Below are 15,063 nucleotides of genomic sequence, written 5' to 3'. Positions count from 1 at the left end.
TCACGCCCTCACCTTTGCGCGGCACGGCGGCGGGGGGCTTGAGTACGCGTACTCAAGCCCCCCGCCGCCGTGCCGCGCAAAGGTGAGGGCGTGACGAAGAAGAGGACCGCCCGCTGGGTGAGGGGCACGCTCGTGTCCGCGGTGGCGGCCGTCGCCTGCTACGGGATCTGGGCGTTCCTGCGGCAACGGGCCCAGGATGTGAGCGCGGCCGATCCGGACACGATGTTCGCCGGGTCCTTCGAGCTGCTGTTGGCGGGGCTCACGGGCGTGGTGTCGATGCCGGTGCTGCTGTGGGCCGGGATGCGGGCCCTCGGGGAGCGGCGCACCCACCTGTTCGTGAGCGTCGGCGCAGTGACGTGGCCCTTCCTCGGCGGACACGTCGTCGAGGATTACGTCAGCGACGCGAGCACCGTCATGTACCTGGCCCTGTTCGCAGGGCTTTGCGGTCTGCCGGCCTTGGCCACGGCACCGGACGGACAACAGGCGCGTTGAGCCGGACCGGAGAAGTTCCGTTCCCGTCGCACGGGCCGCTGCCCGGCCGCGTCCCGCGAATCGTCCATGCCGTGTTCCACCCTGAGCATGCCCGGGCGCAGCGGATTGCCCTCAGGGTGGGGCTCTCGAGGCCGGTCGTCATCGCGCAGGGGAGCCTGCTGATGCCCCGTTTGCTGATCGCATGACGCGGTACCTGGCACGCAAGGAGTGTGTCCCGTCGGGCCTCACGGGCATGGTCGTCGACGTGAGGTCATGGCTGAACTGCGAGCGATCTGCAGCGACCCGTCCGGGTGCTCCCCGAAGTGCTGCTTTCCGGGGAGGGACACGAGATCCGCCGCCTGTGCCTGCCGTGTGCGACCGCCGGGTCGCAGGAGGGCCGACCACCGTTGGGAGACGATCCCGCAGCCGGGCGTGGCTGTCGCACCCGCCGGACACGTGGGCCCGGGGCCGCCGTAGGGGCGACCGTTGAGGACTGTATCTGTCCTCAACGGTATGTAGGTTTGCTCTCAGCAGGCCGGGAGAGGTCCCGGCGGCATCCGGGGGAGGGGCGCACAGATGGACTCGATCGACGGTCTCAAGGTGCTGGAGCAGGCTCACACGTACCTGCGTGCGGCGGTTGCGGGCGTTCCGGCCGGGCGGTGGGACGCGGCAACCCCGTGCGACCAGTGGACGGTGCGTCAGGTGCTGAACCACGCAAGGCTGGACCAGCAGGCGTACGCGGCGGCCATCACCAAAGAGGGCGGCCCGCAGTCCGACCCCTTCCAGCCCGCCGACGTCCTCGGCGGGCATCACGTCCAGGACCTGGACGGTGCTCTGGCGGCGGTGTCCGACGCGTTCGCCCGGCTGCCGGCGGACGCCGCCTGCGTGCCGACGCCGCTGGGCCCGCTGCCCGTCCGGATCGGGGCTGTGGCAGCAGCGTTGGACGCCGGTATACATGCCTGGGACATCGCGGTCGCGACCGGCCAGGACCTTCCCCTGGAGCAGGAGTTGGCCGAGGGTCTGTGGGCCGCGGCGGATCAGCTCGTCGACCGGCTCCGCGACTCCTTCGGCGTCTTCGCCCCGGCTCTGCAGCAGGTGCGGGGCGGCGACCGGGCACACACGCTGCTGGCCTTCGTCGGACGCGACCCGTACTGGCGCCCGGCTGCCTGACACACAGGCCGCAGTACCGCCGGTCCCCACTGCCCTCGCTGACGGGGACGGCGAGAAACCGCACAGCGAGCGACCACAAAGCGGTTTTGCCACCGTGGTGTCACAGCGGCGACGCCCGACGGCGAGGAGAAAACGTCCCCCACCGTGCCCACCCCCTGCACGACGCCTACGTATCGGAGACCGGAATGGGCCTGGTCGGGATGTTTCCTGCGGGCCAGGCCGGACGACCCGGCGCCGGCACCTGGGTGTTCGAAGCAGGGGAGAGCATCGAGCTGTGAAGGCCCGAGCGCTGCCCCAGGGCGAAGTCCTGGTGGCGGGACGAGCCCGGCGGGCTCGTTCACCTTGCCCTCGGGCGCTGTCCGGACGGCGACGGGCGGCGCGGGGAACACCGGGATCGCACCGGCGGGACGGCCACGACCGGCGGCGGTCCGCCGTGCGTACACCCGATTCCGATCTTCCTACGGGGCCGGCGAGGCCGCACACGAGCCTCGTGGCAGCAGGCCTGACCTTGCCGAAACGGCCGGCACGAAACCGGCCGGCAGCCCTCGAAGCCGGCCCGGCCGGGCCGGGGCCGGCAGCAAGCGACCCGGCGGGCACCACCGTGCGCAACGAGCCCGCCCCGCCCTCGCGGCCCGGCTCGGCGGGCGAGGACTCCTGCGCCCGCTGAGCCGGCCCGCCCCTGACCAGGGCGCACCCTTGCGACCCCGGCGTGCCACCACCCGCACCGGGCGGTGGCACGCCGCTCCTGCCGGTACGCCGGGGGGATCTGTTGCGATCTGCGTGGCGGGTGGGGGCGGTCTACGGTGAGAAGTGATGCCTCTGAATCGGCTGGGTCTGGTTGTCCACCAAGGCCGGCCCGCCGCCGTCGCGGCGGCGCGGGCCGCCCGCATGTGGTGTGCCGCGCGCGGCGTCGCCTGCACCGACATCGACGTGTGGCGGGACGGGGAGCTGCGGCACGGAGGCCAGGAGGAGGCCGAGGCAGCGGGCCATCCCGGGATGATCATCACGTTCGGCGGTGACGGCACGTTCTTGCGCGGGGCGCGGATCGCCGCCAAGGACGGGGCGGCGGTGCTGGGCGTGAACGTGGGCCGGCTCGGTTTCCTGACCGAGATCACCACCGACCAGGTGGAGGAGGCTCTGGACGTTCTCCACCGTGATCAGGCAGTGATCGAGGAGCGGATGGTGCTCACGCTGCGCGCGTCGCGCCCGCTTCGGACGCCCGTCGGCCTGGACACGGTGCTGTGCTACGGGCGCGGTCCCGCGCTGCCCGCCCCGGCTGTGCGCCCCGTCGGGACGCAGCCGGTCGGCTGGGGTGTCGCCCTGGACGTCACCGCCGTCAATGACGTGGTCCTGGAAAAACTCGCCCGGGACCGGCAGGCGAGCGTGGCCGTGTACCTGGCCGGACAGCTGCTCGCCTCCTACTCGGCCGACGCGGTGATCGTGGCAACCCCCACCGGCTCGACCGCCTACAACTTTGCCGCGGGAGGGCCGGTTCTGGACCCTGCCGCCGACGCCATCGTTTTCACCCCGGTCGCTCCGCACATGGCCTTCGGCCGCACCGTGATAGCCGCGGCCGACGAGGCGGTGGTGGTCCGCGTGCTGCCGCATTCCGGCCGGGTGGCCGTGAGCATCGACGGGCAGACGCGCGGAGTACTGGAGCCGGGGGACTGGGTGGCGACCTACCGCGCACCGTACCGGCTGCGCCTGGCCCGTCTGGCACCGCTGGAGTTCTACCACCGGCTGCGCGAGCGCTTCCAGCTGGCCGACGCCCCGGCGGCCGCCGTCGACCAGACCCCCCTCTTCCACCGGCCCGACACCCCGCCACCCGACGATCTGGCCCACCTGCGCCGGCCCACGCCGCCCGCCGCATGAACGCACGGCCGGTGATTGTGCCGGCTCTGCGAGGCCGGCGAACCGCCGTCGCAGTCACGGCGCGGCACACGGCGATGGCGGCAAAAGCGGCAGAACCAGGGACAAACGCGTGGCGATTTAAACTGTTCTCAGGGTTGTTTTCGGCTTCGTGGCGATGGCGTCGCGGTGGCAGGGAGGCCTGGCATGGCGTTCGAGAGTGCCGGATGCAGTGGAGACGGGCAAGGGGCAAGCTCCCCGCGCTACCTGCCGATCGCCGACCACGGCCTGATCGGCGACCTCCGTACCGTCGCGCTCGTGGGCACCGACGGCACGATCGACTGGTACTGCTGCCCGCGATTCGACGCACCCAGCGTGTTCGGCTCCATCCTGGACGCGGACCGGGGCGGATCGTTTCAGCTGGCCGCCGACGTGCCCGCGCGGACCCGCCAGTTCTACTTTCCCGACACCAATGTGCTGATCACACGGTTCTTCGCCCCGGACGGGGTGGGCGAGATCCAGGACTTCATGCCCATCGGCGACGAATCGGGCGAGGCCCACCGGCACCGGCTGATCAGACGCCTGCTCTGCGTCCGGGGCTCGCTTCCGTTCACCGCGCGGGTGGCTCCCCGCTTCGGATACGGGACCGAGCCGCACAGCGCACGCCTGCAGGGCGACAGGGCACACTTCGAATCCAGGAACCTGTCCCTGGCGCTGACGGCCACCGTGCCGCTCGAATGCGACGGCACGGATGCCTGGTCACATTTCAAGCTGCTGGAAGGCGAGTCCGCGGTTTTCGCCCTCGACCGGATCGGGGCCGAGGTCGCTCCGCGGGGGTGCGCCCGGCGCGAGGCGGAGGACGAGTTCCAGGCCACGGTCCGCTTCTGGCGGCACTGGCTGGGCGCCTCGCGCTACCACGGACGGTGGCGGGAGATGGTGCACCGCTCCGCGCTGACCCTGAAGCTGCTCGTCTACGCGCCGACCGGCGCGATCGTGGCTGCGCCGACGACGAGCCTGCCCGAGGAGATCGGATGCGGGCGTAACTGGGACTACCGGTACACGTGGGTCAGGGACGCCGCCTTCTGCATCTACGCCATGCTCAGGCTGGGCTTCACCTCGGAGGCCGAAGCGTTCATGGGCTTTCTGTCCTCCTGCATCATGTGCGAGGACGAGGCCACCGGACCGCTGCAGATCATGTACGGCATCGACGGACGCCGCGAGCTGCCCGAACACGAACTATCACATTTCGAGGGGTACTTGGGGTCGTCCCCGGTGCGGGTGGGAAACGCCGCCGCGACCCAGCTCCAGCTGGACATCTACGGAGCGCTCATCGACTCCATCTACCTGTACGACAAGTGGGGGCAGCCCATCAGCAGCCACCGCTGGGACGAGGTCGGCGCCGTGGTGGACTGGGTCTGCGACCACTGGGACCAGCCCGATGAAGGCGTGTGGGAGATCCGCGGGGGACGACGGGACTTCTTGTACTCGCGCCTGATGTGCTGGGTGGCGATCGAGCGGGCCATGCGCATGGCGACCCGGCGCGGCCTGCCGGCCGATCTGGTCCGATGGGGGCGGAGCCGTGACGCGATCTACCGGCAGATCATGGGACGCGGCTGGTCGGCCGAGGCCGGTGCCTTCGTCCAGCAACTGGACGGCGACGTCCTGGACGCCTCCGTGCTGATGATGCCCCTGGTCAAGTTCGTCTCCCCGGTCGACCCGAAATGGCTCGCGACACTGGACGCCCTTGGCACGAAGCTGGTCGCCGACTCGCTCGTCTACCGCTACGACACGGGAGCCAGCCCGGACGGCCTGCCGGGCACGGAGGGCACTTTTTCGATCTGCTCATTCTGGTACATCGAAGCCCTCACCCGGGCCGGCCGCCTGGAGGAGGCCCGCCTGGCCTTCGAGAAAATGCTCACCTACTCCAACCATCTCGGCCTGTACGCAGAGGAAATCGGACCGACGGGAGAACAACTGGGCAACTTCCCGCAGGCCTTCACCCACCTCTCCCTCATCAGCGCCGCATTCAACCTCGACCGCGCCCTCGGCTGAACCCGCAGGCGGCCGGGCCCCGAACGGTCTGCGCCGATCACGGGTTCCTGCGCCGTCGTCGTCATGCGGCAGAGTGTGCGGCCGACCGGGTTCAGCGGTTCCAGGCGCCCTGACCGGGCTGCGGTCAGCACCCTTACGGCCCGGGCGGCGGACCAGGCCGCGCAGACGGGCCGACGGCAGCCAGGGCCCTGGCGGTCAGGTCACCGATACCGGTTGCGGCGCCGGTGCCGGGGCGCGCAGGGAAGGCTCGCCGATCCGCTCCACGCACCCGGGGCAGCCGGCGGTCAGTTGCCGGTGGTGAGCACCATGCGGAAACGGGCTGCGCCGCTGAGCATCCGCTGGAAGGCGTCGTCGACTTCCTCCAGCGGCACCGTCTCCACCATGGGCTTCACCCCGGTCTGTGCGCTGAACGTCATGGTGTCCTGGATGTCCTGGGCGGTGCCGGACGGGTGGCCGTGGACGGAGCGGCTTTTCCCGATCAGCTGCAGCGGGCTGATCTGCAGCGGCTCGGGGGTAACGCCGAGGACGATCAGCTGCCCACGGTGACGCAGGCCGTCGACGGTGGCAGACATCGCGTCGGAGTTGGCTGCCGTGGCGAGCACGACGCGGGCGCCCCCCAGCGCTTGGAGGGCTTCGGCGACGTTGGCGGCGCTGCTGTCGATGTAGTGCCGGGCGCCGAGCTCTCGGGCCAGTGGCTCCTTGTCCCGGCCGCGGGCGATGGCGACGGTGTCGAAGCCGAACTGGTTGGCGTACTGGACTCCGAGGTGTCCCAGACCGCCGACGCCGAGGACCGCCACGAGGTCACCAGGCCGGGCGGAGCTGTGCCGCAGAGCGTTGAACGTGGTGACGCCGGCGCAGCCGAGCGGCGCGGCCAGGGCGGCCGGCAATCCGTCAGGAATGCGCGAGAGCGCGGTATCGGGGGCCACCATGGCGTCGGCGAAGCCGCCGGGATAGGCCCAGCCGGGCACCTGAAGGTTCTGGCAGTCGATGAAGTCGCCTTCACGGCAGGGCAGGCAGTGGCCGCAGTGGCCACCGAACCAGCCGACCTCGACACGGTCGCCGACCTGCCATCCAGTCACCCCTTCGCCGAGGGCGTCGATCCGCCCGGCGACCTCGTGGCCGGTGACCAGCGGGAACTGCACGCCGGGAAAGCCGGCGTAGACGAAGCCCGCATCGCTGTGACAGATGCCCGCCGCCTCGACGGTGATCCGGACGTGGCCGGGGCCGGGCTGCGGCAGTTCCCGCTCGACGATTTCGAACTTCCCGCCCGCGGCGCTGACCTGGGCGACACGCATGGTGTTCATGGACCTCTCCGTTGCAGGGCAAGGGGACGGGGGAGACATGAGACCGGTCTCATGCTGGTGGAAACCAAGGCTCGTACGGTTGTTCCAGAAAACGGAATCCCCGATAGACATAACCGGACAAGAGATTACTGTTCAGGATATTCCCGATCCCCTGAAAGGCCCGGCAAGCCGGGCGCACGAAGAACTCCCGGACAAGAAATGTCCGCGCCGAGGAGGACTGTCCGGCTTCTTGCGCCCCCGCCCCGGCCCGGGGGACTTTGATGGTGTCCGGCACCGGCCCCAGCAGTGCCCGCCGTGCGCGAAACCGCGCACCGTCCGAGCGTCTCGCCCATGCCGAGCGGGTCCTTCTCCCGGGCGCCACCAGGGGTGCCGCTGGAGAATCCCTCCCTCGTTGCGCAGACCGTCCCCGATGCCATCCGCCTGCACCCGTTGGAAGCCGTCCGGGGCGGACCGCGCTCGCGTCGATGAAGGCGGCTCATGACGGGTCGTCGGCCGTACCACCCGTCCGCCCGCCGTAGCGGTGGCGCTGCCGGACCGGCCGCATGTGGTTCCTGGTCGCCACCATCGACATCCCCGGGCCCGGGGTTTCGAACCGGAGGACTTCATCGGGGTGGACCGGGGCATCGTCAACCTCGCCACCACCTCGGACGGAGGCAACCGCTCCGGCCGCAGGGCGGATGTTCGGCCACACGACGAGTGTCTGAAATGCACGGCATTGCGCCTGTTGCCGATGGGCGTGCTGCTCGACGGGCGGCTTGCGGACCGGTGCGGTCGGGGCACCCGAGGAGCCAGGACCCGCACCGCGCAGCATGGCCCTTGACCGGGCCCTGGGCGCCCTTACTTGCTTGAGGGGACATCAATGTCTGCTTCTCGTACCGTCCGCCGCATTGCCGCCACCGCCCTGGCGGCCGGCTCCGTCGTCGCGGCGGCGACGATGCCGGCATCCGCCGACAGCGGCCACGGGCACGGCCACGGATACGGGCACGGCCGTCACCAGGCGTACTCCAACGTTGTCCTCGGCGACATCCAGTACAACAGCCCCGGCCGCGACGACTGGTCGAACCGGTCCCTGAACCGGGAGTGGGTGGAGGTCACCAACACCGGCCGCCGCGCGGTCGACCTGGACGGATGGACGCTCTCGGACCGCGACGGCAACCGCTACCGCTTCGACGACCTGCGCCTGCCCGGCTACGCCACGGTCCGCGTCCACACCGGGCGCGGCTACGACACCCGCCGGGATGTCCACCAGGGCAGCTGGGACTACATCTGGGGCAACTACGCCGACAAGGCCACCCTGCGCGACGACCGCGGCCGCACCGTGGACACCCACTCCTGGGGCTACCGCCGCTGACCGGCCCCTGCACCGCCACTGACCAAGGGCGCACCTTCTGACCCCGGCGTGCCGCCCTTCCGAGTCGGCGGCCGCCGGGTTCTCGCCGCTTCTCCTGTCCCCTGGAAATGCTGCTGGGCCCTGGCCCGAGGGCCCAGGGCCCAGGCGTACGCATCCCGAGGGGCCGAAGCGGCGAGGGGACGCCGCAGGTTTGAAAAGGGGGGGTCAGAACTGCTGGACCCAGTACTTGGAGACCTGCATCCAGCCGTTGCCGCGAGCTCCGTGCAGGGTGCCGGCGGAGTTGACCGCGAGTGTGTACCAGGAGTCCACGTAGTCGGGGTCGTTGGTGTACCAGGACGTGGGGATGGCGTCCAGGACCGCGTTCACCAGGGGCACGTACGCGCCCTGGTCGGTGATCGTCAGCAGCGCGCTGGCGATGGCCTTGGTGAGCGCGGCGTAGTTCGTGTCGCCGTCGTCCTCCATCATCACCACGTCGGCCAAGTTGTACTTGTAGTTCGACCAGTTCACCAGGATCTGGTTCGGGTAGTACGTGTGATGGTCCGTGTCCAGGTAGGGCATGTCGACCGAGTCCACCCGTACCTTGCCGTCCAGCCCGAAGCCGCTGACCAGCGAGAAGATCTCCGCGTCACCCGAAGTCCACGGCTCCTCGTCGTCGTTGAGGTACACCGCGTCGACTTTGGTCGTCCAGAAACCGCCGGTCGCCGCCGCTGCGCTCGCCCCCGTTGCCCGGTCGGCCGCCGGCGTGGTCAGGCCGTCCTTCGCCAGCTCCTTGTTCAGCAGGTCCAGGCCCGCCGCCACCGCCTTGGACACGTCCAGGTCGATCACATACACCGCCTGCTGCGGCGCCTTCGTCGCGTCCAGGGTGTGCGCCCGGCCCCGGCTGTCGTACGCCGTCACCGTCGCCGCGTCGTCATCCTGCGCCGTCACCGCCACCAACGGGCTTGTTCGCGCAGTCAGTTCCTTCTTCATCGCCTCCGTGCCCAGCCGCAGCCGCAGCAGTGAACCCACACCGCTGTCCAGCCCCTTCGCTGTCACGATCCGCCGGTCGGCGCCGGCCACCGCGCCCGCCAGCCCCTTGCCCGCCGCGCTTGCCGCGCCCGCGGTCACCGCGCATAGATCGACCTCGTTCGACTTCAGTACCGCCGAACGCAGTTCCTCCCGCCACTGAACGTTCGCCAGCGACGCGGCCACTGCCTTTGCCGTCCGGTCCTCGATGCGGGTCACCGTCGACGACGAAGCGGCCGCCGGGGTCTGCGGCCGTGCCGCTGCGCCCGCCGCGGGTGCGGCGGCGCCCGCCAGCGCGACGACCGTCGTGGCGCACAGGGTGAGCGCCAGGGCGTTGCGTCGCGTCATACGTCTGTTCAAGGTTCCTCCTGTGAGCGTGCGGCGCCCCGTGTGGTGGCGGGGTGTCGGCGAAAGGGGGGTGCGCGTTCAGGATGAAGCCGTGTTGCCATCGGCGGATCTATGCGAGTAGAACTCGCGATGACTAGCATGTGCATGTCGAGTGTGCTGTGCAAGAGGGTGTAATCGATCCGTGAACAGCCGTGATACCAAAGGATGATGATGATCCTTCAGTTATTCGACTGTACGACGCCGTGAATGTGACGGGCTTCGTCCGGTGTGCGGGTGAGATCCCGACGGGGCCGTCGGGGATCTCGGATCCCCTGTACGGGGATCATGCCGGGGCAGGGCGGGCTGTCACCTCGACGCAGTCGCCCTGAGTGCCGCTGCAATGGCTTCGGGGCTGCGCGGCCGCCCACGCACCGGCCCCGGCGGCTGTTCGCCGATCGCGGCTACGGCTTCGACACGTAGCGGCGCCTCATTCGCGCGCGCGTGGGGTCACCCCGAAGAGCGCCCGCTGCGGCACCCCGCACAGCATCGACGCGCAGCTCACGGTCCGCAGCGTTCCCGGGAAAGGCGCGGCCTGGTCCTGGAAATGCCCGCCGGGCCCCTGCGGCACCTTTCAAAGTTCCAGCGCGGCAGCCAACCGCCGCCAGTGCTCCCGGGGCAGGGCGGCCTGATCGCCGTCCGGGGCCAGCGTCTGCACGGCGACGTGGTCGGCGCCCGCGTCGAGGAAAGCATCGATCCGCTCGCGCACCCGTTGCTCGTCACCCCAGCCGAAGAGTGTGTCGATCAAGTGGTCGCTGCCCCCGCCTGCGAAGTCGTCCTCGGTGAACCCCAGGCGCAGCCAGTTGTTGGTGTAGTTGGGCAGGAGCAGGTAGAACGCCAGCATCCGGCGGGCGGTCGCCCGTGCGCGGTCCGGATCGGCCTCCAGGACCACGGTGAACTCCGGCGCGAGCAGCGGGCCCTTGCCGAGCTTCTCACGTGCCTGGGCGGTGTGTTCCGGGGTGACCAGGTACGGGTGGGCGCCCGCAGCGCGGTCGCGGGCGAGCTCGAGCATCTTCGGGCCGAGGGCGGCCAGCACCCGGCGGCCGGCCGGGACTTCGGCCGCGTCCAGTGCGCTCAGATAGTCGTTCATCGCCGCGTACGGGCGCTTGTACTGCTCGGCGAGCCCGGCGTGGCTGACTCCGAGGCCGAGCAGGAACCGGCCGGGGTGGGCGGCCTCCAGGGCGGACCAGCGGGCGGCCGTGTCCTGCGCCTCGTATCGCCAGATGCTGAGGATGCCAGTGGCGACGGTGATGGCCGAGGTCGCCTCGATCAGCGGCGCCGCGTGCTCGACGCCGCTGCCGCCGAGCCACAGGGCGCCGTAGCCGAGTTCCTCCAATTCCGCGGCGGCCTCGGCGACTTCCGTGTCGCGGGACGAATCCGGGGCGTGCAGAGCCGTGGTCCACAGACCGTACCGGCCGATTGCCCTGGCCTGGTGCGCGCCGCTGTCGCTGAAACCCATGGGTCCGTCCTGCCGCCGGGTGACTGAGGTTCGACGTCGGTTGTACCAGCGGCGGCAGCCCCGTCTTCGTATTCCGCCGGTGAGCGGCGCGCCCTCGCCGGCCCGCCGGGTGCGCAGCGTCGCGTGCCGCTCGGCGAACCTCCGGCGGGGAGCGCATCCGGTCCTGCCCGGACGAGACGGCCCGTGCCGACCGGACGCGCGCTCTCGACCGAGTCTCCCCAGCAGCGCAAGGGCTTCTTCCTCGGCCGTTCCCGTCATTCCCGTCCGCCGCGGGAGAGGAACCCCGTCATGGTCGCTGTGAGCGGCTGGACCCGCACGAAAAGTTCATCGATGACCTCATTGGGCGCTACTTCCTCAGAGTCCTTTTATGGGTGGGTGTGTGCGGAATCACGAATTGCGTCACGTAGCTGTTACGTGGGACACAGCAATTTCACGGATGGTCTTTTTATCCTCGCGCCATGTCTCGCCATTCGTTCGCTCCGCTGGTCGCCACGGTCGCCCGGCGCCACTCTTCGCGCTACGCCCTGGCCGCGCTCGCGCTCGTCATGACCGGCTGGGCGGCGACGGGCGGCTTCGCCGACGCGGCCAGGGCCGACGGGGCGCGGACCGTCCCGCGGTCGGGCCCGATGGCGGAGCCGGCGCCCGGCAGCGCCCGGGCGGCCGCGAGCCTCACGCTGCCGTCCGCGTCCGCCGCGGTGGCGCACTCGCCGTCGGTGTCCGTGGCGGCCCTGCGGACCGCCGGGACCGGTGCGGCTCCCGGTGTGGCTCCTGACCAGGCGCTGGCCCGGCGGCTCGCGCCGGTCGTGGCGGCCACCCCCGCCTCGCTCTCGGTGGCGGTGCTCGATCCGGCCGACGGCCGCGCGGCACGGTACGGCGTGCAGGCGGGGACGACGTACGACACGGCGAGCATCGTGAAGGTCGACATCCTGGCGGCCCTGCTGCTCAAGGCCCAGGACCAGCACCGCGGGCTCACGGTGCAGGAGAAGGCGTCCGCCGCGTCGATGATCCGGATCAGTGACAACGCGTCCGCCGACGCGCTGTGGCGCGTGATCGGCCAGGCGCCGGGCCTGAACGCCGCCAACCGCAGGCTCGGCCTGACCGGCACGACCGGGGGCGGCGACGGGCACTGGGGGCTCACCCAGACCACCGCGACCGATCAGCTCGCCCTGCTGAGCGCAGTCTTCGGCACCGACTCCCCACTGGACCAGGCGTCCCGGGCCTACCTGCGCGGCCTCATGGGCGGCATAGCGGCAGGCCAGGACTGGGGCGTTTCTGCGGCCGGCCCCGTCACCGGCCTGAAGAACGGCTGGCTGCAGCGGACCGCGACGGGCCGCTGGGACGTCAACAGCATCGGTCTCGTCCGGGTGGACGGACACGACCGCCTGGTGGCCGTGCTGTCGCGGGGCAGCGTCAGCATGGCGGACGGCGTCCAACTGGTGGAGAAGGCGGCCAAGGCGGCCGTCCAGGCCCTGGACGGGACGGCCTGACCCCGCACCGCCGCAGGGCACCGCATCCGCCTACTGCCACGGCTCCCGCCGGCCCCGGTCATGTCCTGGCAAGCCCCCTCGTCCTGCCCCGAGCCTTCCGGGCTTTTCGTGGCAAGCACCTCGGCCGCGCGATCACCGGCCGTCCTGCGGCGGAAGCGGCCGGCCCGGCCGCCGCGCCGCAGCGGTGTGATCTGCCGGGACGGGCCCTGAAGCACCAGGGCTGGTTCACGGGCGGTCGGACGCCCGGCGCAGGACCAGACAGACGAAGCCCCAGGTGTCCCGGTAGACGCGCAGCCATTCGGAGCGACGGGTGGTGGCTGTCGTGAGCGCGTGCGAGCTGTCCGGATCGGCAGGGTGGTCCAGGGCCCACGAGGCCAGCGACCCCCAGCAGGCCCATTCGTAGTCGTCCAGCTCACGGCGTGTGCTGACGTGCCCGCCGACAGGAGTCCACCCGTCGGCGACGACGCGGTCCACGGTGGTCGCCAGGTCGGTGAAGTCCCCGAGCATCTCGATGGCCTCCTGGGAAGGGGCACGGTCCCAGAATCCCTCACCGATAAGGACGCGGCCGCCGGGAGCCAGGTGCTTGCGTGCCGCCTCGAGGGTGGGGAGCAGACCGCCGAAGGCATGCGTGGCCCCGACGCTGAGCACCAGGTCGAACGAGTGCGAGGAGACGAAGTCCCCGGCCTCCTGGTGATGGAGGATCAGGCGCTCCTGGACGCCGAGGTCGCTCGCGGCCCGGCGGGCCTGTGCCAGGGCGTCCTCGGAGATGTCCACGCCCTCGGCGTGCAGGCGCGGGCGCGTGGCCAGGGCGCGCAGGAGCCACTCCCCGCCCCCGCAACCGAGGTCGAGTACACGCTCGTCGCCGCGCGGGAGCCCTCGTTCCAGCAGCCGGCGCACCGAGTCGTCGTCGAGCGGAGACTTTATCGGGTGATCAGCATGGGCGATCCTGGAGATCTGTTCACGGTTCACCGGCGCAGCTTGTCAACACCGGAGGTCGCGCGCACCTCGATTTCGTCCGCGGGCCGGAGCCCTCCGCGGCAACCGCCGATCCACAGGTCCTGATGCTGATGCCCCGTACCGGCACGGACCCGTGTCCCGCCCGGGACGCCGCAGTACGCAGGGCACGGTGGCCGGCCTCCTCGCGGACCCGGACCTCGGGCAGGACACGGATGCATCAGCAGACCCGGGGCGAGGGTCAGCTCTGCCCCGGTGCTGTCCACCTCGCCGGGCCACCCGGGGTCCGGGACCGGGCAGCCCGGCGCGCGCCGCCGGGCAGCAGCCGGCGCCGGACGGACACCGTCTTCGGGAGTCCGCCCCGCTTCCTGCCTCAGGCTGCGTGTGCGGTCACCGTCAGCCGGCCGGTGGCCGTGAGCCGGTCGTCCAGCCGGAGCGAGTCGGCGGTCACGAGCCCCGCCGAGACCCTCTGCCCAGGGAAACGGGAGTGCAGCCACTGTCCGAGCCCGGACGCGTCGAGCGACCCGGGGGGCACCTCCTCGTCCCGCCCACCCGAGACACTCCACCGGGCCGGCCCGCCGAACACGGCCCGCTCCAGCCGCTCCAGCCACTTGACGAGAGCCCGCCGCCGGCCCGCGTACGCGGTGGCGTGCACGGTGGGATCCAGCAACGGCCCCGCCCAGCGGGCGAGTTCACCGACCGGCCCCTCGGCCAGGAGTTCGGGCAGGCGCTTGCGCGCGATGCTCAGCCGCGCACGGCCGTACTCGATCCGCACCACCCGCACCCGGCTGCCCGGGCCCACCACTGCGGACCCGGCCCAGATCCCGAGCCCGGTGAACGGCGATCCGCCCGGCACACCCAAAGGACTCCACACCCGCTCCAAAGCGGCGAGAACCTCGGCGAGTTCGTGCACATTGGCGACGGCTGTCTCCTCCACGACCCGTGGATCGCGCAGCAGCGCCGTGTCGCCCGCGAGCCGCTCGGCAGTCGCGACCAGCGAGACCACCGACGTGGGGTTCCCGTTCGGGCGCAGCCGCGACTCCAAGGTGTCCAGACATACCCAGATGCCGTCGGGCCGGCCCAGCAGCCCGCCGGCGAGTGGCCGCGCGAAGGGCTCGTCCGACCCGCCGCGCGCGGGGACCGGCTGGGGCAGCAGCGGAGACAACTGCGCCAGCCATGCGTCGAGTTCGGCACAGTTCCGTACGGGCGCCCCCAGCCGGACGCTGCCGCCGGGCTCGGCCTGCGCCCGTAGCAGCGGCGGGCCCGGCGGGCCCACGGGCACAGGCATGATCTCCACGGTCGGCGACGACAGTGCCAGGCCGCGCGTGGTGGAGACGTACAGTGCTCTCACCCCGGCAGCGCGGAACACCTTCGCGAGCCCGGCGGCATCGAGTCCGGAGTGCAGCTGCCTGCCGTACGGTTCGTCGGGCCACCGCACATCCCCGATGACCCGGAAGCCGCCGTCACCGACGAGACACGTGCGCACCCACCCGATCCACGCATCGAGCGGCTGTTCGCCGTCCCGCCAGACCAGCCCTCTGCCGCCGCCCATGACCGTCCTCCTCCGTACCGGATCCC

At 71.3% G+C, this 15,063-nt stretch carries 11 protein-coding genes; 6 read left to right on the top strand and 5 right to left on the bottom strand.

Features of this window, described 5'->3' with window-relative positions:
- Positions 1 to 90: 90 nt before the first annotated feature.
- From ACFU8W_RS30735 to ACFU8W_RS30720, 4 genes are all read left to right on the top strand, one after another.
- Positions 91 to 492, top strand: coding sequence for a hypothetical protein (locus tag ACFU8W_RS30735; protein WP_384043940.1), 402 nt, complete (start codon positions 91 to 93; stop codon positions 490 to 492).
- Between the two features lie 555 nt (positions 493 to 1,047).
- On the top strand, positions 1,048 to 1,641 hold the full coding sequence (locus ACFU8W_RS30730; RefSeq protein WP_384043937.1) for a TIGR03086 family metal-binding protein: 594 nt from the start codon (positions 1,048 to 1,050) through the stop codon (positions 1,639 to 1,641).
- Between the two features lie 813 nt (positions 1,642 to 2,454).
- Positions 2,455 to 3,513, top strand: coding sequence for an NAD(+)/NADH kinase (locus ACFU8W_RS30725; protein WP_384043934.1), 1,059 nt, complete (start codon positions 2,455 to 2,457; stop codon positions 3,511 to 3,513).
- Positions 3,514 to 3,696: 183 nt separating this feature from the next.
- Positions 3,697 to 5,541 (top strand): glycoside hydrolase family 15 protein, encoded by a 1,845-nt coding sequence (locus ACFU8W_RS30720; RefSeq protein WP_384043931.1) that lies wholly within the window; start codon positions 3,697 to 3,699, stop codon positions 5,539 to 5,541.
- 284 nt (positions 5,542 to 5,825) lie between these two features.
- Here the strand turns inward: ACFU8W_RS30720 and ACFU8W_RS30715 are convergent, their stop codons facing one another.
- Positions 5,826 to 6,845, bottom strand: a complete 1,020-nt coding sequence (locus tag ACFU8W_RS30715) for an alcohol dehydrogenase (RefSeq protein ID WP_384043928.1) — start codon at positions 6,843 to 6,845, stop codon at positions 5,826 to 5,828.
- A gap of 859 nt (positions 6,846 to 7,704) precedes the next feature.
- On the opposite strand from ACFU8W_RS30715, the gene ACFU8W_RS30710 reads away from it, so the two are divergent.
- Entirely contained in the window at positions 7,705 to 8,196 is a 492-nt protein-coding gene (locus ACFU8W_RS30710) for a lamin tail domain-containing protein (protein WP_384043925.1), read from the top strand.
- Positions 8,197 to 8,400: 204 nt separating this feature from the next.
- On the opposite strand, the gene ACFU8W_RS30705 is transcribed toward ACFU8W_RS30710, so the two are convergent.
- Together ACFU8W_RS30705 and ACFU8W_RS30700 are read right to left on the bottom strand one after the other, a co-directional pair.
- Positions 8,401 to 9,561 (bottom strand): DUF3103 family protein, encoded by a 1,161-nt coding sequence (locus tag ACFU8W_RS30705; RefSeq protein WP_384043922.1) that lies wholly within the window; start codon positions 9,559 to 9,561, stop codon positions 8,401 to 8,403.
- A 598-nt stretch (positions 9,562 to 10,159) separates the two neighbouring features.
- Positions 10,160 to 11,044, bottom strand: a complete 885-nt coding sequence (locus ACFU8W_RS30700) for an LLM class F420-dependent oxidoreductase (protein WP_384043919.1) — start codon at positions 11,042 to 11,044, stop codon at positions 10,160 to 10,162.
- Positions 11,045 to 11,502: 458 nt separating this feature from the next.
- Between ACFU8W_RS30700 and ACFU8W_RS30695 the strand changes: the two genes are divergently transcribed.
- Entirely contained in the window at positions 11,503 to 12,531 is a 1,029-nt protein-coding gene (locus ACFU8W_RS30695; protein WP_384043916.1) for a serine hydrolase, read from the top strand.
- A gap of 225 nt (positions 12,532 to 12,756) precedes the next feature.
- Here the strand turns inward: ACFU8W_RS30695 and ACFU8W_RS30690 are convergent, their stop codons facing one another.
- On the bottom strand, positions 12,757 to 13,500 hold the full coding sequence (locus tag ACFU8W_RS30690; protein ID WP_384043913.1) for an SAM-dependent methyltransferase: 744 nt from the start codon (positions 13,498 to 13,500) through the stop codon (positions 12,757 to 12,759).
- Positions 13,501 to 13,858: 358 nt separating this feature from the next.
- On the bottom strand, positions 13,859 to 15,037 hold the full coding sequence (locus tag ACFU8W_RS30685) for a hypothetical protein (RefSeq protein ID WP_384043910.1): 1,179 nt from the start codon (positions 15,035 to 15,037) through the stop codon (positions 13,859 to 13,861).
- Between the last annotated feature and the right edge of the window lie 26 nt (positions 15,038 to 15,063).

This window comes from Streptomyces sp. NPDC057565, assembly GCF_042801455.1.
GTDB lineage: Bacteria > Actinomycetota > Actinomycetes > Streptomycetales > Streptomycetaceae > Streptomyces > Streptomyces yanii.
Note: the sequence above shows the minus strand (reverse complement) of the source record. Positions and strands in the feature narration are given on the sequence as shown.